18 protein-coding genes are annotated in these 23,378 nt (G+C 56.0%); 6 read left to right on the top strand and 12 right to left on the bottom strand.

Features of this window, described 5'->3' with window-relative positions; all coding sequences use genetic code 11:
• Positions 1-8: 8 nt before the first annotated feature.
• Complete coding sequence (locus ACXKZG_RS09345) at positions 9-2,729, bottom strand: cation-transporting P-type ATPase (RefSeq protein ID WP_488876074.1); 2,721 nt, start codon at positions 2,727-2,729, stop codon at positions 9-11.
• A 350-nt stretch (positions 2,730-3,079) separates the two neighbouring features.
• Positions 3,080-3,517, bottom strand: coding sequence for an ester cyclase (locus ACXKZG_RS09340; protein WP_134824357.1), 438 nt, complete (start codon positions 3,515-3,517; stop codon positions 3,080-3,082).
• Between the two features lie 77 nt (positions 3,518-3,594).
• Between ACXKZG_RS09340 and ACXKZG_RS09335 the strand changes: the two genes are divergently transcribed.
• Complete coding sequence (locus tag ACXKZG_RS09335; RefSeq protein WP_338574664.1) at positions 3,595-4,521, top strand: LysR family transcriptional regulator; 927 nt, start codon at positions 3,595-3,597, stop codon at positions 4,519-4,521.
• A gap of 6 nt (positions 4,522-4,527) precedes the next feature.
• Here ACXKZG_RS09335 and ACXKZG_RS09330 read toward each other — a convergent pair whose 3' ends face one another.
• The 3 genes from ACXKZG_RS09330 to ACXKZG_RS09320 all read right to left on the bottom strand — a co-directional run bounded on the left by ACXKZG_RS09330 (position 4,528) and on the right by ACXKZG_RS09320 (position 7,671).
• Positions 4,528-5,586: an HPP family protein gene (locus ACXKZG_RS09330; protein WP_488876073.1), complete on the bottom strand. Its 1,059-nt coding sequence runs from the start codon at positions 5,584-5,586 to the stop codon at positions 4,528-4,530.
• Between the two features lie 243 nt (positions 5,587-5,829).
• The gene (locus ACXKZG_RS09325; RefSeq protein WP_134824358.1) at positions 5,830-6,912 is read right to left on the bottom strand and encodes an amidohydrolase family protein; all 1,083 of its coding nucleotides are present in this window, start codon (positions 6,910-6,912) and stop codon (positions 5,830-5,832) included.
• 99 nt (positions 6,913-7,011) lie between these two features.
• Positions 7,012-7,671, bottom strand: coding sequence for a TetR/AcrR family transcriptional regulator (locus ACXKZG_RS09320; protein ID WP_013202622.1), 660 nt, complete (start codon positions 7,669-7,671; stop codon positions 7,012-7,014).
• 168 nt (positions 7,672-7,839) lie between these two features.
• Between ACXKZG_RS09320 and ACXKZG_RS09315 the strand changes: the two genes are divergently transcribed.
• Positions 7,840-8,148 carry an EthD family reductase gene (locus tag ACXKZG_RS09315; RefSeq protein WP_134824360.1) on the top strand — a complete coding sequence of 103 codons (309 nt, stop codon included), beginning with the start codon at positions 7,840-7,842 and terminating at the stop codon, positions 8,146-8,148.
• 61 nt (positions 8,149-8,209) lie between these two features.
• Here the strand turns inward: ACXKZG_RS09315 and hemB are convergent, their stop codons facing one another.
• A complete protein-coding gene (hemB, locus tag ACXKZG_RS09310) occupies positions 8,210-9,187 on the bottom strand; it encodes a porphobilinogen synthase (RefSeq protein ID WP_053142491.1) in 978 nt (325 codons plus the stop codon).
• A 174-nt stretch (positions 9,188-9,361) separates the two neighbouring features.
• Here hemB and ACXKZG_RS09305 point away from each other — a divergent pair, with 174 nt between their 5' ends.
• Positions 9,362-10,711, top strand: a complete 1,350-nt coding sequence (locus ACXKZG_RS09305; protein ID WP_013202625.1) for a cation:proton antiporter — start codon at positions 9,362-9,364, stop codon at positions 10,709-10,711.
• Positions 10,712-10,729: 18 nt separating this feature from the next.
• Here ACXKZG_RS09305 and ACXKZG_RS09300 read toward each other — a convergent pair whose 3' ends face one another.
• Positions 10,730-12,034 (bottom strand): flippase, encoded by a 1,305-nt coding sequence (locus ACXKZG_RS09300; RefSeq protein WP_488876072.1) that lies wholly within the window; start codon positions 12,032-12,034, stop codon positions 10,730-10,732.
• 15 nt (positions 12,035-12,049) lie between these two features.
• Positions 12,050-13,030, bottom strand: a complete 981-nt coding sequence (locus tag ACXKZG_RS09295) for a glycosyltransferase family 2 protein (protein WP_013202627.1) — start codon at positions 13,028-13,030, stop codon at positions 12,050-12,052.
• A 924-nt stretch (positions 13,031-13,954) separates the two neighbouring features.
• On the opposite strand from ACXKZG_RS09295, the gene ACXKZG_RS09290 reads away from it, so the two are divergent.
• On the top strand, positions 13,955-16,069 hold the full coding sequence (locus ACXKZG_RS09290) for a bifunctional diguanylate cyclase/phosphodiesterase (protein ID WP_488876071.1): 2,115 nt from the start codon (positions 13,955-13,957) through the stop codon (positions 16,067-16,069).
• On the opposite strand, the gene ACXKZG_RS09285 is transcribed toward ACXKZG_RS09290, so the two are convergent.
• From ACXKZG_RS09285 to ACXKZG_RS09275, 3 genes are all read right to left on the bottom strand, one after another.
• Positions 16,066-17,490, bottom strand: a complete 1,425-nt coding sequence (locus ACXKZG_RS09285; RefSeq protein WP_488876070.1) for a purine-cytosine permease family protein — start codon at positions 17,488-17,490, stop codon at positions 16,066-16,068. The two genes, ACXKZG_RS09290 and ACXKZG_RS09285, sit on opposite strands and share 4 nt — an antisense overlap.
• A 291-nt stretch (positions 17,491-17,781) precedes the next feature.
• The gene (gene exaC / locus ACXKZG_RS09280; RefSeq protein WP_488876069.1) at positions 17,782-19,302 is read right to left on the bottom strand and encodes an acetaldehyde dehydrogenase ExaC; all 1,521 of its coding nucleotides are present in this window, start codon (positions 19,300-19,302) and stop codon (positions 17,782-17,784) included.
• 178 nt (positions 19,303-19,480) lie between these two features.
• Entirely contained in the window at positions 19,481-20,200 is a 720-nt protein-coding gene (locus ACXKZG_RS09275) for a glutamine amidotransferase (protein WP_346566769.1), read from the bottom strand.
• Between the two features lie 220 nt (positions 20,201-20,420).
• Between ACXKZG_RS09275 and ACXKZG_RS09270 the strand changes: the two genes are divergently transcribed.
• Positions 20,421-21,308 carry a DMT family transporter gene (locus ACXKZG_RS09270; RefSeq protein WP_013202632.1) on the top strand — a complete coding sequence of 296 codons (888 nt, stop codon included), beginning with the start codon at positions 20,421-20,423 and terminating at the stop codon, positions 21,306-21,308.
• Positions 21,309-21,367: 59 nt separating this feature from the next.
• Positions 21,368-22,738 carry a CoA transferase gene (locus tag ACXKZG_RS09265; protein WP_488876068.1) on the top strand — a complete coding sequence of 457 codons (1,371 nt, stop codon included), beginning with the start codon at positions 21,368-21,370 and terminating at the stop codon, positions 22,736-22,738.
• Between the two features lie 77 nt (positions 22,739-22,815).
• Here ACXKZG_RS09265 and ACXKZG_RS09260 read toward each other — a convergent pair whose 3' ends face one another.
• Complete coding sequence (locus tag ACXKZG_RS09260) at positions 22,816-23,370, bottom strand: TorD/DmsD family molecular chaperone (protein ID WP_013202634.1); 555 nt, start codon at positions 23,368-23,370, stop codon at positions 22,816-22,818.
• Positions 23,371-23,378: the final 8 nt, after the last annotated feature.

Below are 23,378 nucleotides of genomic sequence, written 5' to 3'. Positions count from 1 at the left end.
TGCGGGCATTAACGGCTGCGGAAGCGGCGCGTAAGGGGTTTCTCCAGTTCGACGATCAGGAACAGCACTGCGCCAATCGCCAGGGTAATGCCCCAGTAACGCAGCGGGATCGCCTCAGTGCCGAACAGCAGTTGCATAAACGGCAGATAGATAATCATCAGTTGCAGCAGCAATAACACGCCGCTGACCAGCCACAGACCTTTGTTGGCCAACACGCTGCGACCAAGCGAGAAACCGTTGCTGACGCGGCAGTTGAGCATATAGAACCACTGTGCGGTCACCAGCGTCTGCAGCAGCACGGTGCGGATAAATTCCGGACTGTGTCCGCGTGGTTGTAGCCAGGCTTCCAGCGCGAAGGCGCTGAGCGCAATCAGCGTGCCGACAAAGGCCACACGCCAGATGGCAAAACCATCCATCACATGCTGCGTCGGGTTGCGCGGCGGACGTTGCATCACGTTGCGCTCGGCGGCTTCAAACGCCAGGGCGAACGAGAGCGTGGCGGAGGTCGCCATATTCATCCACAGGATCAGCACCGGGGTTAACGGCACGATATTGCCCGCCAGCAGCGCAATGATGATCAGCAAGCCTTGCGCCAGGTTGGTCGGCATAATAAACAGGATGGTTTTCTTCAGGTTGTCATACACCCGACGTCCTTCCTGCACGGCGCCGGCAATGGTGGCAAAGTTGTCATCGGTCAGCACCATATCGGCGGCTTCTTTGGTCACTTCGGTGCCTTTGATGCCCATGGCGATGCCGACATCCGCCTGCTTCAACGCCGGGGCATCGTTGACGCCATCGCCGGTCATGCCAACGATTTCGCCTTTGTCCTGCAGGGCTTTGACCAGCCGCAACTTATGCTCCGGGCTGGTGCGGGCAAAAATATCGTAACTGACCGCCGCTTCGCGCAGTTCCGCATCATTCATTGCCTCAAGATCGTGGCCGGTCAGCGCACGGTCACTGTTGGCCATGCCCAGCATTTGCGCAATATTCATCGCGGTTTGCGGATGATCGCCGGTGATCATTTTGACGCGCACGCCCGCCTGCTGACAGGTACGGATGGCATAGATAGCCTCCGGCCGCGGGGGATCCATCATGCCGGCGATACCGAGGAAAATTAATCCTCCGTGCAGCACATCATGATCGAGCTGGGTCAGGTCGTCAGGTGCCTGCATCCACGCTGCTGCCACCATCCGCAGTCCCTGTCTGGCATAGTGGGTGATTTTCTCTTCCCAGTAAGCCTGGTCAAAGGCGCACAGGCCGTGAGCGCTTTGCTGCTGGCGGGCCAGTGCGAACAGCACATCCGGCGCGCCGGTCACCAGGATCTTATTGCGATCGCCGACCTGATGATGGGTCGCCATGTATTTGTACTGGGAGTCAAAGGGGATCTTCCCTTTCAGCTCGACCTGAATCGCCGGTAAGCCGGATTTGGCCGCCAGCACCTTAAGTGCCCCTTCCGTTGGGCCGCCGGTGACGGTCCAGTGTCCCTGTTCATCCTTCATCAGTTGGCTGTCATTACAGAGGTCGATGGTGCGCAGATAGTCTTCAAGCACCGAACCGGGCGCGATATTCAGCGGCGTTGATTCCCCTTCAAGGGAAATATTGCCCACCGGCTCATAGCTGTCGCCTTCAACCTGATAACAGGCATCGGCGGTGATCACCGCTTTGACGGTCATTTCATTCATCGTCAGCGTGCCGGTTTTATCCGAACAGACCACGGTCATTGCGCCAAGCGTTTCGACAATCGGTAATTTGCGAATAATGGCGTGTTTCCGCGCCATGGTTTGAATACCCAGTGACAGAATAATCGAAATGATTGCCGGTAAGCCTTCAGGTACGGCAGCAACCGCCAGGCTAATTAAAGACAGCAGTAATTCGTCGAGGGGAATATCCCGCCATAACAGGCTGAAAATAAATAACGCCACCATCATCAACAGAATAATGACGAATATCGCTTTGCCGAGTTTATCAATCTGAACCAGCAACGGCGTACGGTGTTTTTCAATGCCGGAAATCATCTGGTTAATATGGCCCAACTCGGTGTCGCCACCGGTGGCAATTACCACGCCGCTGCCGCTACCGGCACTGAGCGTGGTGCCGGAGAACAGCAGATTGGTGCGATCGCCCAATGCCAGTTCACCGCTCAGCGGCTCAGCGGTTTTTGATACCGAGACCGATTCGCCGGTGAGGATTGCTTCTTCCACCCGCAGGTTGTGCGCCTCAATCACCCGCAGGTCAGCCGGAATGCGGTCACCCGCGCGCAGGATGACGATATCGCCAGGCACCAGATCGCGCGTAGGCTGCGTGCTGTGCTGGCCGTCACGCACCACCACGGCTTCGCTGGCGAGCATATTGCTGATGCTTTTGAGGGATTTCTCGGCGTTGTTTTCCTGGATATGGCCAATCAGCGCGTTAATTACCGCCACACCCAGGATGACAAGCGTGTCGACCCAGTGCCCCATCACCGCAGTCAGTAATGCGGCTGCCAGCAGGATATAGATCAGCACATCATTGAAGTGAGCGAGGAAGCGCAGCCATGCCGGCTTGCCTTTCGTTTGCGGTAAGGCGTTCGGGCCATACTGATGCTGACGGGCGTTAACTTCCGCCTGACTCAGGCCGTTACGCGACGAATGTTGACGTTGTAAGCCTTGTTCTGCAGAAAGCTGATAATAAGGAATATCTGCCGCAGGCGTGGGAGGAAAGTTTTTATTTTCCGTGGCGAGTTTAGTCAAAATATAACTCCATCAAAGAGTAGAATTCAAAATTTACGATTTGAATTATCTTAATGGAATAGTGATGAAGGCGACTTGATCCGTCGCAATATTTGCCGGAGATGTTATTGCGATACTATTCAGCGAGATTATTTTAACAATCGGTTTAATGTTCGTTTAGTTTAACTTCAAATAAAGGCGTCTGATGAACGGAATTTACAGCGGTAAACGTATTTTTTCTTATGTGGTCTTGGCCATTGTTATTGTTGTCATTATTGGCTTAAGCACCTTTACATTTGTCAGCCATATGGGGTGAATGAATCTCCCCATATTGGCTTTATTATTTTTCGTCAAATAGTTCGGTCGCGTGATTATCCCCGCTGAGGAAACTGCCCCAGTTGGCGGAATAAGCCAAACCAGTCTTCGAGATGCCAGGTGTGGGTAATACGTCCGGCGGACAGATGATGAAACTCAAAGATCGGGAAACTTACCGACTTGCCCGTCGGCGGAATGCCCATAAAATTGCCAAGATGGGTGCCGGTGATTTCTGCGCGCACGCCAACGCGGCCAGGCGTCTGCATCACCTCATGGACATGAATATGCACATCCGGCATCGCCGCGATAAAGCCGAGAATAATCGGCTTCAAGCCTGCGGCGCCTGGCCCCTGGCCCGGTGCCAGCGGGATGTCCTGCCAGTCGTCGCTGACAACGCGATCCAGTAAATCCGGATCCTTATCGTTAAACGCGCGGTAGATCGTTTCAACAGCGCGACGTTCTGTTAATCCCAGTTCTGTTTCGGCATGGCTCATGGTTGACTCCTGTGGTGTAGATGATTGCCTGAGGATAAAGCGCCCGCTATTATCAATCCAACAAATAACCGATATAGATGACTATACGATTTATGGATTTTCATGGCATCGATCTGAATCTGCTGGTGGCGTTTAATGCGCTGAGTGAAGAACGCAATGTCACCCGCGCAGCCAGCCGTGTAGGCGTCAGCCAGCCGGCGATGAGTGCGGCCCTCGCCCGCTTGCGCACGCTGTTTGGCGATCCGCTGTTCCAACGAAGTGCCGACGGTTTACAACCGACCGCCCGGGCCAGAGAACTGGCGGAACCGATTGGCAATGCCCTGCAACAGCTGGAAGTGACGCTGATCGCCAGACCGGCTTTCGATCCCAGCACGGTGAATCAGACTTTCCGGCTCGGCATGTCTGAGTATCCGGCCTATGTGCTGCTGCCTTTACTGAGTCAGGCGCTGGAGCAGCAGGCACCGGGGATCCGGCTGACGGTGCTGAACTTCGATCACCGCGATCGGGCGATTGACCTGCTGGATGCGGGGAAAATTGATGCGGCGATTGGCGTGCCGACCGGCCAGCAGAATAACCGCATTCTTTCGCAGCCGCTGTTGCAGGACGAGTTTGTCACGCTGCTGCGGCACGACCATCCGCTGGCCAGCCGCGAGATGGATATGGCGACGTTTCTGCAGCTGAAGCATGTGCTGGTTTCGCCGGAAGGTGATGGCTATGGCCTGGTGGATCAGGTGTTGGCGCAGCAGGGATTACAGCGCATCCGGGCGCTGACGCTGCCACAGATGTTTGCGGCACCCGCGCTGGTCGCCGCCACGGATATGGTGACCACGGTAATGAAGCGCGTTGCGCAGCACGCGTCGGCCACCGGGCAATTACGGATGTTCACGCCGCCAGTGACCTTGCCGGTTGTGCCATTCGACCTGATGTGGCATCGCCGTAACGCCGGATCTTCCGCACAGACGTGGCTCAGAGCGCTGATCGTCTCGCTGGCGTCGTCACTTTAGCGGTGCTCAGGCCGCACGGCCCTTCTCAAGCTGCTCCTGGTACAACGCCGCCAGCACATCGGAGGCTGTCACCAGCCCGACCAGCTTGCCGGCCGGGTCAATCACCAGCGAACACTGCATGCTTTGCAGCGTGAACGGCAACACCAGCTGCTCAACGGCATCATCCGGCGCACAGCGCGGGAAGGCGGTGCACATCACCTGTGAGATGGGATGCGTGGCCAGATCGTCCGGCCGTCTCTCCGCGTCCGCCAGTAAATCCCGCGAGGTGACGATCCCCAACAGCTCACCCGCTTTCGATACCACCGGCAGAACATCGATGCGATGCTGTCGCAGCAGGCTGCCCGCCTCGTGACAGGAGGCATCCGGTTCAATGGTCCACAGCTCTCGGGTCATAAAATCGGCGCAGCGCAGCCCACCAAAATGCCGGCGATGCGCGCGCTGCTCAGCCTGAGACAAAATCGCCTGCAGGTCACCCTCATCGATATCAACATACTCGCCCCGCTCCGCCAGCACCGCATGCAAATCTTCCCGGCTGACGCCAATCCGCTGCGCCGGCCTGACCGGTGTTTTATCGGCGGCGTTGACCGGTGCGGCGTGAGGATAGCGTCGACGCAGCGCATTGTTGAACACCAGCGCCACGGCGGTCAGTAACAGCGAATTCACCAGCACCGGCACGATGGCAAACGCCCAGCCAAGATGGCTAATCGCCGGTCCGCCAAAAACGGCGGTCAGCGCCACGGCGCCACTCGGCGGATGCAGGCAGCGCAAAGAGAACATCAGGGCGATGGTCAGGCCCACGGAGATCCCGCCCGCCAGGCCGCTATGCCCTATCCATTGCGCACAGGCAACACCGATCACCGAGGCCAGCAGATTGCCGCCAATGATTGACCAGGGTTGCGCTAAAGGACTGGCAGGCACGCCAAACAACAGCACCGCAGATGCGCCCATCGGCGCAATAAACCACGGGTTGGCTTCGCCAAGCATCAGGTGGGACAACTGAAAGGTGGCGGTGAGCGCAATGGCGGCACCGATGGCGGCAGCCAGACGTTCTTTCAGGGAAGGCACGGTCGCCTGCGGCCAAAAGGTGCGGGCCCAGCGGATTAGGGGGAATATGAGCTTCATCAATATAGGGGGGAAGTGTCCGGAATAAAAATAAGGCTAGCATTTTAGCTAGCCAAGATAACGATAGCCAGATAAATGGCGATTAACTCAGAGAATGCCCGGTCGGCGAATCTTTGTAAACCGGTCAGGCGTTCAGGCGGTCAACTGATGCTACCTGCCTTCCCTGCCGCGTGAGGAATGCGAGGCTTATGCGCCGAGGCGAAGAATCGATGTGGCATTTCCCCAGGCAACCGCATTACGCTCCTGCTCAGTGATATTGGCGGTTTTAAGCCAGTTCACCGCAATTTCGGTGCTTTCAAACGGGTAGTCGATCGAGAACATCACATTTTCACTGCCCATTGAATCCAGCGCACACCTGAGCGCGGCATCATTACAGACACCCGAGGTGGTGATGGTGATGTTCTTTTTGGCATACCAGGAAGGCGGATGCTTGATGGCAAACGTCTGATTGGCAATTTGATAGCGGCTATCCAGACGCCACAACTGGATGGGTAGCGTCTCGCCCATATGGCCCAATATCACCCGCGCGCCAGGGTAACGGTCAAACGTCCCGCTGAAAATCAGCCTCAGCGCATGGGAACAGGTTTCTACTGCCCAGCTCCAGACCGGCCCCCACATCTCAGGGTGACCTGCAAACATATGCGGGTAGTCTGGTGGGTTGCCAGGGTGAATGTAAATCGGCACGTTCAGCGCTTCTACGCGCTCCCAGAACACGTCATAGCGGCGGTCATCCAGATACAATCCGTCCGTCTCGCCGTTGATCATGCCACCCTGCATATGAAGCTGTTTTACGCAGCGCTCCAGTTCATTCGCCGCCGCAAGCGGATCCTGCATCGCCAGGTGGGCAAAACCGCCGTAACGACGGGGATTCTTTTGCATCTCGGTGGCCAGTTTGTCATTGGCATAACGGGCCAGTCGCACCGCCTTCACTTTGTCAGGCTCGGCCTGCACGCCAGGACCGGATAAGGACAGCACGGCAAAATCCACGCCATTTTTATCCATAATTTCCAGCCTGCCCTTGCCAAAATCAGACAACGGGGTGACCACTTTATCCACCAGCCCATTGCGCAAGTTCTGCTGAGTTTCATGCAGGTAGCCAACGAACTCAGGCAGCATGAAATGCTCTTCAAGAGCAATGATGCGCCGGGGCGGTTGAACGGCGGCAGGTTCGACAGCCGCCGCCGAGGCAAAATGGCTGCTTCCTGCAAATACGGTGCTTCCCGCCATCACGGCGGTCGCATTCTTAAGAAAATCACGACGATTGGTCATATCAGGGCTCCGGCCACAATTAGGAAACGAATATCGTTTCCTAATTAAGATAACCGTAACGCGGCCTGAAATCGTCTGGCACCTCGTTGCAAAACGTAATCAGTTGAAAGCGCGTGTTAACGACGGGCGGGAGGCCAACAGCATGGGGCTGAAATCTTGCAGGATCTGTGCAATCCGCGGCTGGGGGTTGTAGGTCGGAACCGGCGGCAGGATCCCCAGCGAAATATCACGCAGCAGCGGCGTCACGATCAGCGACTGAAGATAGACCGCTGAATTTGCCGGCCAGAGCGGGTTTAGCAACCCCGCCGCCCTCACCGCGTTCAGCCAGCCGTCGAGCACACTGCCAGCGGTATCAAAACCATTGGCCCGGTACAGCTTGAGGTACTCTGCTTTTTTCTTTAACTCTCCCTGAAGAAACTGATAGATCACCACGGATTCCAGAGAGAGCACCCGCTGCATGAGGGTGATGAAAAAGGCTTCCAGCAATGCGATAACCTCCTGCTCAGTCGCAGGTAAAGCCGGGGCCACAACCTCACTGGTGGAGGTCCATTTCGCAATCATGCCTTCGACGATGGCGTCTTTGTTGCTGAAAAATTTATAAATGGTTTTTTTAGCCAGACCGCCTCGTTTGGCGATCTCATCAATGGTAAGACTGGCCATATCCCGCTCAACGATGAGGATGAAGGCGGTATTGAGTACCTTGTCACGCACGTCACTTTCCGGCGCGGAGGGTCTGCCTCGGGTCTGGTTATCAGTCATTATCGGGTCACTCTGGCATCCGGTTTGCGGTAATTTAGTCATTCCCCGGAGGCATGTAAAGGACAGGCACCCAATGACTCCAAAGCGCTAATCGCTTCGCTGACATCCTCGCTATACTAGAGGGCACGGTGCGGTAAGCGTACCGGGGAAACTCAATGAGGTGAAGGTTTGATTAAATACAGCGTGCTCTATCCGACTACTGAAAACGGCCACTTTGATCATGACTACTATCGCGACGTGCATCTGCCGTTAATCAAAGCGCGGATGGGCGACTATCTGGTCTCGTACAGCATCGACAAAATTCTCTCTGCCCCCGATGGCACGCCAGCGCCATACGTCGCGGCCTGCCATCTGATCTGCCATTCTGCCGAAGCGTTGCAAAAAGGCATGGCGGGACATGTGGATGAGATTGTCGGTGATGTCGATAACTTCACCAACATTACATCGGTGAAATGGATCGCGGAAGTGGTGGTATAACCCGCCCCCAGCAGGCATAAAAAAACCGGCTCAACGGCCGGTTTTATCACGCACTGCCGGACTACAGCAGTTTCTTCTCGGCCAGCTCCAGCGCGAAGTAGCTGAAGATCAGATCGGCACCGGCGCGCTTAATGGCACCGAGACTTTCCAGCACCACATCACGCTCGCTGATTGCGCCAGCCTGCGCGGCAAACTTGATCATCGCGTACTCACCGCTCACCTGATAGGCCGCCAGCGGCAGTTCAGTGTGGTCGCGGACGTCACGGATGATATCCAGATAGGCGCCGGCAGGTTTGACCATCAGCGCATCGGCACCTTCGGCCTGATCGATTAACGACTCACGCAGCGCTTCGCGGCGGTTCATCGGGTTCATCTGGTACGTTTTACGATCGCCCTTCAGCGAGGTGCCTGCCGCTTCACGGAACGGGCCGTAGAACGAGGAAGCAAACTTGGTCGAGTAGGACATGATGGCGGTGTCAGTGAAACCAGCGGCATCCAGCGCGTGACGAATGGCGGCAACCTGGCCATCCATTGCCGCGGAAGGCGCGATAAAATCGGCACCTGCGTGAGCCGCCGCAACGGCCTGTTTGCCGAGGTTAATCAGCGTGGCGTCGTTATCCACGCCATGGTCGTGCAGCACACCGCAATGACCGTGGGTGGTGTACTCACAGAAGCAGGTGTCGGACATCACGATCATTTCCGGCACGGTCTCTTTGCAGATCCGCGACATACGCGAAACCAGACCGTTTTCCTGCCATGAGTCACTGCCATCCGCGTCGGTATGATGCGAAATACCAAAGGTCATCACCGAACGGATACCGGCCTTAGCAATACGTTCAATTTCATAGGCCAGACGCTTTTCAGGAATGCGCATGACGCCCGGCATCGCCTGAATGGCTTTATAGTCATCAAGACCTTCTTCAACGAAAATAGGCAATGCCAAATCGTTGATACTCAGTGAAGTTTCCTGGAACATGGCGCGAAGAGACGGGGTCTGACGGAGACGTCGTGGACGTTGATTAGGCGTATAACTGGACAAAACAACCTCGGTTTAGCGGAGGATCGCTGAAGAAGAAACGTCGTCAGCGAGAAAAAATGAGTCTGCTAACAGTATACCTCTGAACGCCTGCTGACAATCTTTGCGGCGGTGCGCGGCACAGAATGCGTAATTTTATCGTCCATACTTAACGGCTCAACACAAAAAGGAGAAGCAATGGGATTTCTTGGCTGGACCGCCGCCACCGGTGGATTATTACTGTTAATGACGCTGGCATCGGGCTGGATCAAACGTGGCCCGATTACCGCATTTGCGTTATATCTCGCCGTGGGCATTGCCTGCGGCCCCTGGGTGCTCGGCTTATTATCGATTGATATTGCGGCCCATGCCGAACTGGCAAAAAATCTCACTGAGATCGCCATGGCCGCTTCGCTGTTTATTACCGGGCTGAAGCTCAGGCTGCCGCTAAAAAGTCAGGGCTGGCGGATTGGTCTGCGGCTGGCGTTTCCGGGGATGCTGCTGACGGTGCTGGGAGTCACCGTGGTGGCGCACTATCTGGCGGACCTCTCCTGGCCGCTTTCGCTGGCCTTTGGCGCGATCGTCGCCCCGACCGATCCGGTGCTGGCCAGCCTGATTTCGGTTAACGATGCCCGGGATAGCGACAACCTGCGGGTTTCCCTTTCCAGCGAAGCCGGGATGAACGACGGCACCGCCCTGCCGCTGCTGATGCTGGCGGTGATGCTGTTGACCACCCAGGGCGAGTTAACGCTGCCTGACTTTGCGCAATGGGCGCTGGTCGATGTGCTGTGGGCGATTGTTGGCGGGCTGGGGATTGGCTTTATTCTCGGCCGGTTTGTTGGTCAGTACATCACCCATTTGCGCCACCGGCATCAGGATGTCGCCCCGAATGACTTCCTGGCGCTGGCGCTGATTGCGCTGAGCTATGCCGCCGCCCAGGCGCTGGATGCTTCCGGCTTCCTCGCCGCCTTTGCCGCCGGTGTGGGACTGCGTCGCGCAGAAATGCGGGTGATTAACCGTCAACCGGCCGATGACTTTACCGACAGCGACAATCGTCCACCGGCTGAGGTGCTGGTCAATCCGCATATCCGCCACGCGCCGGGCGAAACCAATGCCGCCAGCTCGGTCGGCCTGGTGGTTGGCGATGCGCTCTCCTTCGGTGACACGGTGGAACGGCTGTTCGCCGCCGTGATCATCATTGTGTTGGGCGTTACGCTGGCCCATCACTGGGATCCACAAGGTCTGCTGATGGCGGTGATACTGTTTCTCGTTATCCGCCCGGCTTCGGTGTGGATCGCCACCGCCGGCATGAACGCGCCGCGCAATCAGCGCCTGATTATCGGCTGGTTAGGGATTAGAGGGATTGGCAGTATTAACTACATTGCCTGGGCCTACACCCATGGCGTGGCGGGAGGAGAAGTCACCCGAATGGCGAATATGGCCTTCACGCTGATTGTCGCCAGCGTCATCGTGCATGGCGTGTCGGTAACGCCGTTGCTGAACTGGCGGCAGGCTAAAATTGCCGCCAGACAGAAAAAGGACGATTAAAAACGGCGCGGGTTAGCCTTAACCCGCGTTTTCTTTCGGCGCTTCAAATCCTCGTGGGCTCTCTTTCAACAGATAGCTCTTGAGGATATTGTGTTTGATCATAATCCGCAGGATGCCGAGGAAGACCAGGAACTCGGACAGCACCAGCGAACTCGCCGCGCCAATCGCGCCAAACTGCCATGCCAACAGCGCACAGACCGGCACGTTAATCAGGCCAACAATAAACATCACATGCATACGCTGCTTGGCCAGCCCGTGAGGGATCAGGATTTGCAGCCCCGCCGGGTAGCTGACGTTACCGAAGATAAATCCGCATACCATCACCCGCAGCACGTTGGCCGATTCGTGGAAATCGGGTCCCAACAGCAGCTTGACGATTAAATCCGCGAAGAAGAAGGTGAACACCACAATAAACACGCTAATACCGAAGGAGAAGGTAATGCTTTTGCGGGTGGCGTGGATCACCGCATGCGGATCCTTATGGAACAGATAGCTGACGCGCGGGAAGAAGGCATTACCAATTTGCTCAGGCAAGGTATTGGCGGCTTTCTTCAGGCGGTCGCCGCCGTTATATAAGCCGACCATATAATTGCTGGTCATGCTGGCCAGAATTAACACGTTGACGTTGTTAAACAGGTTGGCGCCGGCAATCGCCAGAAAGACATGCAGACTGTCTTTAATGCGTTGCATGATTTCGCGCGGCTCAAAGCGGTAAAAACCAATTACCTTCATATTGACCACGAAATACAGGGTGATCACCGCGGTAATGGTGGCCGTTACGCCCGGTATCAGCGCCGCCAGCCAGGTGTCTTCCGGCGTTTTCACCAGCAGGAAGGTCAACGGAATAGAACAAAACTGCCCGACGGTGGAGATCAGCGCGGTTTTCCCCAGCTTCTCAAAACCCTGCATCAACCAGCCAAAGGACAGCAGCTGGCCATATAAGACCGTTGAGTTCGCCAGCACAATGAAGAATAAATTGTGCCACTTCGGATTATACCAGGTGACCAGCAGCAGGATCGCCAGCGTGGCGGTCCCCATAATCAGCTTGGCATTGAAGGTTGACCAGAACAGCTGGGTCACCTTGCTTTTGTCTTCCCGGTGCTGCGCGATATCCTTGGTGGTGTAAACGTTAAAGCCCCAATCGGAGATGGTACTGCAGTACATGACGCAGGCCAGACCCAGTGCCAACACTCCCATATGCTCTACACCCAAAATACGGGCAAGGTAGGGCAAGGTGACTAACGGAAAAATAAAGGAGGCGCCACGCAGCCCCAACAAAGAAAAAATATTAATGATTAAACTTTTATCAAATACCTTAGCCATCAGCCCTTAACCTTTTCAAGAAACCGTCATACTGCGCAGATTCTGCCTGACTTTGATCAGATTAGAGTATAATTCCGGCTTCCTTAACAGTAGCCAGTTGGTAACAGAGCCTGGTTTCAGACTTTTCCCCAAATAGTGAATCGCGTGGGTGACATAGGCAGGAACGCTGCGGTTATCGGCAAGTGCCAGATTAATCATTAACTTGAACGAGTGAATCAGATACAGCCGGCGCAATTCGGCCAGTTCCTTTTGATCGTCCACTGCCCTGAGTAATTTCTCATAGGAACAGACAAAAGCATCATAACGCTGGCGGAAAAAGCTTTCGCTCTTCACGCTGTTGGTTAAAGAGCCGCTGCGAATACGTTGCTTATAGTAAAGATTCTGACTGACAAATGCGCTGCGCGAGCGCAAAAACACTTCCAGCGTAAAACAATGGTCTTCATGCAGACGCTTAACATATTTTAATTGGTAAGTTTCGATGACCTCTTTTTTCAAAATATAATTCCAGGTCGCCGAGGTATAGGCCCCTGAACGCAGCAAAGAAGCAAAAACCTCTTTCGGTTTCATTAAGCCAAATTCGCGGTGCTCGACTTTGCCATAGGTGCGCCCGGAGTCATCATCCTCAAACATCTGCGAGTTGAAGCAAAACAGTTCCACTTCGGGGTGCAGGGCCACGGTGTCGCTCAGCTCTCTGAACAGGCCGTCGCATACCACGTCATCCGGGTCACAGCAGAAGATGAACTCACCCTGCGCCATCGCAATGCCGACATCGCGTGCATTACCCAGGCCACCGTTGGCAATGGTCACCACTTTGACATTGTCCAGCGCACCGTACTTTTGCTCCACCAGCGCCAGAGTATTATCGGTAGATCCATCGTTAATGATAATAAGTTCATTCGGGGAAGGAATTTGACTCAGCAATGAATCAATACATTCAACAATGTAATTCCCAACATTATACGCAGGAATAATGACTGACAACAATTTAGCTGACATAGGTCTCATCTCTTGTGAGAGTGGAATGGCTGCTAATTAACAACAATACCAAAATAAAATCAACGCAGAATGAACCCCACTGCGCTTATTCGGATTAATACCAGGAATGGCGCTTAAATATTATAAAGCATGTCATTTTTTACATTTCTAAGTTAATTCATTCTGGCCCAATAATAAGATTAGCGAACCTATTTAAATTGATGTCAGATGATAATCTTTATCCGGCCAATCAGAAGGAATGATTATTTATTTCCGCAAAGGATGTTTTATTCCAAAATCTCACTACAACCAAGGTTAAACAAACTGTGGTATTAGGATAATCCTCAGTCCATCCCCTTAAAAAGGTGTGTCCACCGCCGAAGGCTAATTGACCGCAACGATTCACTCATCGTTAAAGAAAGCCATGAGGCATCAGGGATAACAAAAGATTTAAGCCAAATACCTGTTTATCCGCTGTGATGCCCAGGCGAAACCTGGTTACACAAATTTTTATCGCCGATAAGACGGCAATCTCACGGCCGCAGCGGCCTTTGTAACAACCCGGCAAGAATAATAAAGAATAATCCTATGTTATTGGCGATAAAACCGCGTGAGGCAAATCTGGACACTTACAGATCGCTAAACTGTCGACGCCCTGCCCTGCGTTTTTACCCCGTAATGATTAACCCATCGCTTTTACAGTTTTAAGTCAAATTCCCCCACGGCAAAAAGTAAAAAAACCTCATCAGTTAATTTTCACTTCACATATAAATCTGTGGAAAATCAGCGGAGCCGCACGTTTCAGGCGCAGAAAAAAGACAGAAATCAGATTTATGCTAGCCTGAAAGAAGGTCCGTCCTTCGCCGCAGGCTGATAAAAAACATGAAGATATCAGACAGTTTCCGTCTCCACTTTGTTCGTGAAGTTCTTGTTCCTCTGGTTTTAGTGTTGATTATTACTTTTGTGGCGGCCAGCTTTACCGTCTGGTGGGCGACCGCAAAAAGCAATGATATTGCCGCTGCACAGCAGCAACAGATAATAAAAACTTCACTTTCTCAAAGCCTTGACGAAATGATCAAGCAGCATCGCAGCCTGGCGCTGTGGCAACCGCTTGCCCGACGACTGGCCAGATCGCCGCAAGATACCGTCTGGCTTAATCAAAACGTGGGCGACTGGCTGTCGACGATGTTCGGCCATCAGCTGGTCTATATCCTCGATGCGAAAAACCAGCCGGTCTATCGCTGGGAGAACGGTCGCAACGTGGCGGTTTCTCAGTTTGCACACCTGCAGCAACCGGTACAGACCTTTATGCAAAAGCTGAAGGTGCCCTATGCCAGCCAAAATGGTCATCGTGAGGTGATCGACTTTACCCTCATCGATAACCGCCCTGCCGTGCTGGCCATGGGCAACATAGAAGGAGAACGTGGCCGTTCAAGCCCGTTCACCCTGGTCAGCGTTAAGTATCTCGACAATACCTACCTGAGCTCACTCTCCCAGCGCAGCCTGCTGAAAGATCTGCGCTATACCGATGGCAATCCCATTGCAGACGGCGCCAATTACCTGTTAACCAGCCATAGCGGTCAGTCTCTCGGCCATCTCTCCTGGCAGCCCGACCGGCCTGGCACACGCATGCTGGCGGTGATCGGCCCGCTGGTCGCCATCGTGGTGTTAATCATCACCGCAATCTGCGGCGTGATGATCCGCCGCCTGTGGCTCTCTTCTCTGCGGCTGTCGCAGTCGGTGCTGCAACTCGGCGCCAGCGAGGCACAGGCACAGCATCTGGCCTTCCATGATGTGCTGACCGGTTTGCCCAACCGCGCGATGGTGGAAGAACGCCTGACGCAAGCGTTAGGCAGACTGATGCGTAACGGCGACAAGGTGGCGTTACTGTTATTAGACCTGGACAGATTTAAGCTGATTAATGACACCTACGGCCATCACGCCGGGGATGATTTGATTATTGAAGTGGGCCACCGGGTCAGCAGCCTGGTGGGCGAACAGAATACCGTTGGCCGACTGGGCGGCGATGAGTTTGTGGTGATCCTTGATGTGGTCAGCTCTCCGCGCGAGATCCAGACCATGTGCGAGCAGATTATTGCCGCGCTCTCGCGTCCCTTTACCCTGCTCGGCAGCGATACCTGGATTGGGGTCAGTATCGGCGTGGCTATTGCGCCGGAGGATGCGGTCGATCGCTCCGAGATGATGCGCAAAGCAGATATCGCGCTGTACGAAGCCAAAAGTCAGGGACGCGGGCAGTACCGGGTGTTTGAGCGGGCGATGGATGAGTCGGTGAAAACCCGCCAGCAAATCGCCGCCGATTTGCGTCTGGCGATGCAAACCAAAAAGGATCTGGCGGTGTTCTATCAGCCGCTGATGGACATTTCCGGGCAGAAGGTGGTGGCACTGGAAGCGCTGATGCGCTGGAATCATCCGGTTCATGGCGCGATCTCACCGAGCGAATTTATCCCGCTGGCCGAAGAGATGGGGCTGATTATTCAAATTGGCGAATGGGTGCTGCGGGAAGCCTGCCGCGTGTCGCTCAAGTGGCCGGATCTGACCATTGCGGTTAACGTCTCGCCGTTGCAGTTCCGCGCGGCCGGCTTTGTCGAGCGTTTTAAGGCGATTGTGAAGCAGGAAAAAACCCTGGCGACGCGCATTGAGCTGGAAGTGACCGAAGGCGTGCTGATTGAAGACGAAAAAGGCGCGCAGGAGACGATGAAAAAACTGCGCGAGGCCGGCTTCCGCATCGCGCTGGACGATTTTGGCACCGGCTACTCCAGCCTCAATTACCTCAGCCATTTCTCGGTCGATAAAATCAAAATCGACCGCTCGTTCACCCAGTCGCTGGGCGTGACGGAGAACTCGATGGCGATCATCGAATCGGTGGTGAAACTGGGCCAGGCAATGGGTCTGACGGTGACCGCTGAAGGCGTCGAAACCCACGGACAGATGGCAGCCCTGGCAGAAGCCGGATGTAATCAGCTGCAGGGCTACCTTTTCTCTCAGGCGGTTTCCGAAGAACACATCGTTGAATTACTGGCGCAGCGAAAAGCCAGTTAATCCCGCGGCAGCACGGTGGCCTGTAAACGGGCCGCCCTATTGCGCTGATTAACCAGCAGCCAGCACAGCGCGGTAAACACCCAGCCGATGATCCAGGAAATATCATTCCCGTCGAACAGGTACACCAGCGAGCCGCTGTAGAAACCATTGGAGATAAACGGCAGCTGGATCAACACGCCCGCCACATAGGTGGCAATCCCCATCAGATTCCAGCGCTTGTAGCGGCCATCAGGATCGGACAGTGCCGGAATGTCGATATGCCCACGGGTAATAAAGTAATAATCCATCAGGTTCATGGCGCTCCAGGGGACAAAGAACGCCAGCAGGAACAGCAGGAATTGGGTGAAGGATTTGAGGAAGGACGGCGCACTGAGCATCGCAATCGCACAGCTGATCAGCACCATACAGACAATAAAGGTAATCCGTCCGGCTTTGCTGATGGTGGCGGTCTGGCGGAAACCACAGACGATGGTGGTCAGCGACATAAAGCTGCCGTAAGCATTTAAGGTGGTGAAGGTGATTTTGCCGAAGCAGATCGAAAAATAGAGTACCAGCGCCAGCGTCCCGCTCGATCCCAGTCCCACGATGTAACCCACTTCATTGCCTGAGAACGCCTTTCCGGCCAGCGCGGCGGCAATTACGCCCAGCGTCATCGACAGCTGGGTGCCCAACGCGGTGCCGGCAAAGACGGCGAAGAAGGTTTTGCCCGCCGAGACGTTACGCGGCAGATAGCGCGAGTAGTCGGAGACGTAGGGACAAAAGGCGATCTGCCAGGAAGACGACAGCGACATCGCCAGCAGGAAGTTCGCCAGCGAGAAGTGGTTATTGCTTAGCAGCGCGCCAATATCGTTCTCCAGCAGCAGCCGGAAGAACAGATAGATAAAGGTCAGCACGCCAACCACGCTGGCCACTTTGCCCAGCCCGTGGATCAGCCGGTATCCCAGCGTGGCAACAACGATAATGATCAGCCCAAAGCCGATAATCCCGGCCCTGTCGCTGATGTTCGCCAGATGCGCCAGCGCCTGTCCGGCCAGGACCGTGCCGCTGGCCGAGAAGCCGATATACATCACGCAGACCAGCACCAGCGGGATCACCGCGCCATACACGCCGAATTGCGTCCGGCAGGTGATCATCTGCGGCAGGCCCAGCCTCGGTCCCTGCACCGCATGCAGCGCCATAATGCCGGCACCGAGTATCTGCCCCACCAGCAGCCCAATCAGCGACCAGACCACATCGCCGCCCAGCACCACGGTTAACGCGCCGGTGACAATTGCGGTGATTTGTAAGTTGCCGCCGAACCACAGGGTGAACTGGCTGAAGACGTTGCCGTGACGTTCGGATTCGGGAATGTAGTCGATGCTGCGGGTCTCAATCAGTTTGCTTTCTGCTCGCTCGGTATGCGCAGAGGATACGGATGACATAACCAACTCCTTGCCTGAAAGGGAGCCGCCCGCTCATGGGAACGACATGAGGCGAGGTGGCGCGATGATGTGTGCGGGTTGTGTTGTTTAGTCTTGTATATACAACCCTATGGCAGCGTGCCATATTTGGCTTTAGTCGGCAAGATGATGGGTCATAACAAAAACCAATGTGTGAGGCCGCGCAAACGCGCGTGGAGGTGAGGTGCAGGCGTTTTTAAACCGGTCGAGGTTATGGCGGGGAACAGCATAAAAAGGGCCGCTATTGCGGCCCTTTTGGGTGATGCGCTTACATCAGAAGAAGCCCAGCGGCTCAATGCTGTAGCTGACCAGCAGGTTCTTGGTTTGCTGGTAGTGATCGAGCATCATTTTATGGGTTTCACGGCCAATACCGGATTTTTTGTAACCCCCGAAAGCGGCATGCGCCGGATACAGGTGGTAACAGTTGGTCCAGACGCGTCCGGCTTTGATCGCCCTGCCCACGCGATACGCGCGGTTGATGTCGCGGGTCCAGACGCCGGCACCGAGGCCATAAATCGAGTCGTTTGCAATGGCGATCGCTTCGGCCTCATCCTTAAAGGTCAGGATGCCCACTACCGGTCCAAAAATCTCTTCCTGGAACACGCGCATACTGTTATTGCCTTTCAGCAGCGTCGGCTGAATGTAATAGCCGGTGGACAGACCGCCTTCCAGTTTTTCCACCCCGCCGCCGGTCAGCACTTCAGCGCCTTCCTGCTGAGCGATTTCCAGATAGGAGAGGATTTTGTCGAACTGTTGCTGTGACGCCTGCGCGCCAACCATGGTGTCGGTATCCATCGGATCGCCGCGCTTGATGGTTTTCACGCGTTTCAACACAGCTTCCATAAAGGGCTCGTAAATGGACTCCTGCACCAGCGCACGCGATGGACAGGTACAGACTTCGCCCTGATTAAGGAAGCCCAGCACCACGCCTTCCGCCGCTTTCTCAATAAAGGACGGTTCGGCCTGCATGATGTCTTCAAAGAAGATGTTTGGCGATTTACCGCCAAGCTCCACCGTGGACGGGATCAGGTTCTTCGCCGCCAGCTCAAGGATATGGCCACCGGTTGCGGTGGAGCCGGTAAAGGCCACCTTGGCGATACGCGGATTGCCCGCCAGCGCTTCACCCGCTTCACGGCCATAACCGTGAACCACATTCAGCACCCCTTTCGGCAGCAGGTCGGCAATCAGTTCCACAAACAGCGTAATGGACAGCGGCGTTTGTTCAGCCGGTTTCAAAATCACGCAGTTGCCGGCAGCCAGCGCGGGCGCCAGTTTCCACGCGGCCATCAGCAGCGGGAAGTTCCACGGGATAATTTGCGCCACCACGCCCAGCGGTTCGTGGAAGTGGTAAGCGGCGGTGAATTCGTCGATCTCTGCAGACGATCCTTCCTGAGCGCGAATACAGCCGGCGTAATAACGGAAATGATCCACCGCCAGCGGCAGGTCGGCGGCCAGCGTTTCGCGCACCGGTTTGCCGTTGTCCCAGGTTTCGTTAACCGCGATAAATTCCAGATTCTCTTCCAGCCGGTCGGCAATTTTCAGCAACGCCAGCGAACGCGCCTGAACAGAGGTTTTGCCCCAGGCGTCGGCAGCGGCATGGGCTGCATCCAGCGCTTTTTCCACATCATCTTTATCGGAACGGGGGAACTCACCGATCACCGATCCATTTACCGGCGAGGTGTTCTCGAAATAGGCCCCGTTAACCGGCGGCACAAACTCACCGTTGATAAAGTTGCCGTACTGAGACTTCAGGGTGATCAATGAATCTGTAGTGCCCGGATATGAATAACGCATGGTGGTTTCCTCGGAGTAAATTCGCCGGAGCGATTTAACAATCAAATAACTCATCATTAACAATATTGATAAAAATGAGCATGTCAGATTGCCGAAGAGGAAACTGTGACGGGAGTGCCATGAAAGCGGGTCGGGAAGCCATCATTGTGAGGTAACGCACAACAATGGCCCGGGTAAATCAGGCCAGCTTGCTGGCCTGACGATGCTGATGCCAGAAGGTTTGCAGCAGCTGCAACGGCGTGGCCGGCTCCTGCTGATGCGCCATCAGGCTACTGATTTCACTATTCTGGCTGCTTTGCAGACAGGCGGTCATGATGGTGCCGGTAAATTCCGGATGAAACTGCACCGAAAGCGCCTGCGGGGTGTAACGGATAATCTGACAGTCATCCTGTGCGGACGCGGCCAGCACCTGCGCGCCCGGCGGCGGCTGCAGCACCGACTGACGATGGGACAGCCACGCGGAGAAGTGCGTCGGCAGCTGGCTCAGTAACGGATCGCTGGCGGAGCAGGCGTTCATCTCCAGCTGTTGCAGACCGCGTTCCCAGCCGCGTGGATTATCATCCACCCGCCCGCCCAGCGCGTAAGCCATCAGCTGATGACCGTAACAGACGCCGAGCAGCGGTAAGCCCTGCTCGACCGCGCTGCGGATCCAGGCCGCGCTGCGCTCGCTCCATTCGGCGTGATCGGTCACCATTGCCCAGGAGCCGCTCAGCACCGCGGCGGCAACGGAACCGGCATCCGGCAGGGCTTCACCCAAATCCGGGCGGATCACCACATATTCGCCGGGTTGCAGGCCCAGAGCGGCAACAAACCAGTGCTGTTGTTCACCAACGCGATCGATGACCGCGTCAGGCGGGGTTTCAAACTGAATGATGGCTAACGGAAGTGCAGAACGCATAGCGGGAAGTTATCCTTAATGATTATCAACATGCACCTGACGACAGGGATCTGAAGATTATGATGGCATGTTGACGGTCGGCTGTCTCATCACTTTTTCTGAGGGCAGTAAAACAAATTCAGCTAACGCCCGGTGCGAAATAAATTGCCTGAGCCCGCTTAATTTAGCGGCAATTCATGCCATGATAAAAAGGTGATCACACGCACAACAGGACAGTCTCGTGGCTTTGAGGCATTTTTTTCTTATTTTACTGGTAGTGACCCTTTGGGCGTTCAATAACGTTGCAATCAAATGGGGTCTGCTCGATCTTCCCCCGCTGTTTTTGACCCTGATGCGCTTTGTGGTTGTGGCGCTGATTTTGGTCCCGTTCACCCGCGTTAACCGCGCGCAGTTGCGCTATCTGGTGCCGCTGGCGTTTACCTTTGGCTTCCTGCACTTTTCACTGCTGTTTGTTGGCATGAAATACACCGATGCCGGAACCGGTGCAATTGTGGTACAGCTCGGCACGCCGTTTGCCATGCTGCTGGCAATGGTGATCCTCAAGGAGAAACTGTCGGTGGTGCAGATGACCGGCATTGCCGTCTCCCTGACCGGCGTGGTGGTGCTGGCCGGCAGCCCGACCATTCCTTCCTGGTGGGTGCTGTGTATCTTGCTGTGCAGCGCCGCGGGCTGGGCGATCAGCAATATGTTGGTGAAAAAATCCCCGCCGATCAAGCCGCTGACCATGACCGGCTGGCTCTGTTTCCTGGCGATCCCAATTGTCGGCCTCGCCTCCTGGGTGATGGAATCCAATCAGATCGACAGCCTGATCCACTCCAGCTGGCGCGGCTGGTTTGGCATTCTGTACAGCGCGATTTTCTCTTCGATTATCGCCTACTCGCTGTGGTACTGGCTGCTGCGCAGCTACAACGTCAATCTGATCATGCCGTATTCGCTGCTGACGCCGGTGCTGGCGGTGATTATGGGCGTGGTGGTGCTGGGCGACGAGATGAATATGTTCAAAATTATCGGCGCGCTGCTGGTGGTTGCCGGCACGGCCATCGCGGTCATTAATCTGCGTAATCTGCGCATGCACGCCCGTCTGCCAAAATTCCGCCGCCTGCGTTAACGCCAGGCAAAAAGCGGGGTTCATTGCTAAGGTGATAAGCATCATCCAAGGAGGACGCAATGGACAATGGGCTTACCACACACCTCTGGCAACAGCTTTGGCACGGGCTGCGCGCTGCCAGCGATGCCGTTCCTCAGGTCACCTTCCACGGGGACGCGCAACTCTGCTCGCTGTATCCGGTCACCGAACTGGCCGGCACCAGCATCGCACTGGCGATGCAGGCTGCGGCCGATCTGATTGGCAATCCGCATCCGCTTGAGGTGAATACCTCGCTGGCTTCACGCTGGTTCCAGCACAGCTTCCGCCCGATTAATCGCCCCGCGCCTGCCTTGTGGGACCCTTTTGCCGGCGATTATCCCACCGCGGATGGCTGGATCCGGCTGCATACCAATGCGCCCTATCATCGCGCGGCGATGGAAAGCGTGCTCGGTCAGCATGCCGATCGTGCCAGCCTTGCTGCCGCCGTCAACCAGTGGAATAAAACCGCACTGGAAGACGCGGTGGTCGCCGCCGGCGGCTGTGCGGCGGAGATGCGCAGCGTGGAGGCGTGGCAGCAGCATCCGCAAGGTCAGGCCGTGCGGCGCGAAGCGTTGATCGAACAGGCGTTGCAGCCCGAGGGCCCAGCGCCCACCTGGCGCCTGTTCCCCGCGCGTCCGCTGCATGGCGTGCGCGTGCTGGATCTGACCCGCATCATCGCGGGCCCGGTGGCCACGCGATTTCTGGCCGGACTGGGCGCGGAGGTATTGCGGCTCGATCCGCCCGGTTGGGAAGAACCCTCGCTGGAAGAAGAGGTGACCCTGGGTAAGCGCTGCGCCAGGCTCGACCTGAAATCCGCGCAGGGACGCAAGCACTTTGAAGCTTTGCTGAGTCAGGCGGACGTGCTGGTGCATGGCTATCGTGCCGATGCGTTGAGCGCGCTTGGGTATGATGCGCAAACCCGGCAAAAACTGTCGCCGGGGTTGGTGGACGTCAGCCTGAATGCGTGGGGATGGACCGGCCCATGGCGCAATCGCCGTGGCTTCGACAGCCTGGTACAAATGGGATGCGGCATTGCCGACAGCGGCCGCCAGTGGAAACAGCGCGAAGCGCCCTCGCCGCTGCCGGTACAGGCGCTGGATCATGCCACCGGTTATCTGATGGCAGCCGCGGTGCTGGAAGGGTTGCGCCAGCGACTGCTGCACAATACCGGCTACACCGCCCGCCTGTCGCTGGCCAGAACTGCCTGCCTGTTGACCGACAATCCGTATCCAGAAGCTGAACAACCGCAGGGTTTGGGCCCGCTTAAGCCGCAGGATGAAAACGTCGAGATTGAAATCACCCCGTGGGGCATGGGCTATCGCCTGCGTTCGCCGGTGTGGTTACCCGGCACCCCGTTGATCTGGTCACGGGCGGCGTCGCGGCTGGGATCGGCCAACGCGGAGTGGCAGTAGCGCAGTAAAAAGCCCGCCGGTCGCTAATGGGCCACCGGCGGGCTTACGTCAGGTTATGGCTCAGGCTGGAACAGGGCTCAGACGTCCCCTTCTTCTTCCAGTTCGTCACGCATCGCCTGAATCGCTTCGCGGCTTAACGCGGCCAGCGTGCGATAAAACGCGGTGGTGGCATGGGCTTCAACTTTGCCCAGGAACTGGCCCACCCACGGCAATAAATACTCATCAAACAGCGTCACCTGCGCCTGCACTTCATCCGCCGCAGACTGGTCTTCCAGCCATGAAGCGGCCAGCAGCAGCGCACCAATATGATCGGCTGGGCCTTCGCCTAACGGCATACCGCGGCTTTGCAGGAAGCCACGCACGTCGCTCTCCTGCGGGCCGTTATCCCAATGCGATCCGTACGGCGGCACTTTGCAGTCGCTGCCGACAAACAGCGCGTTGTAATCCCCCGCCAGCGCCTGCGGGTCGCTGTTTTCCTGCAGGCGGATCAGCAGCTCATCCTGCTCCAGCGGCCAGTGCTGTTGCAGTTTGCCTTCACGCAACATCGTAAACAGCGGCACCAGCAACGGATCCTGCGGCTGGCGGTTGTACAGCGAGCCAAGAATACGGCAGATGATAGAGAATTCATTCATGACGGTCA

This window comes from Erwinia sp. 2186 (assembly GCF_057812255.1).
This window is presented reverse-complemented; position numbering and strand designations above follow the sequence as displayed.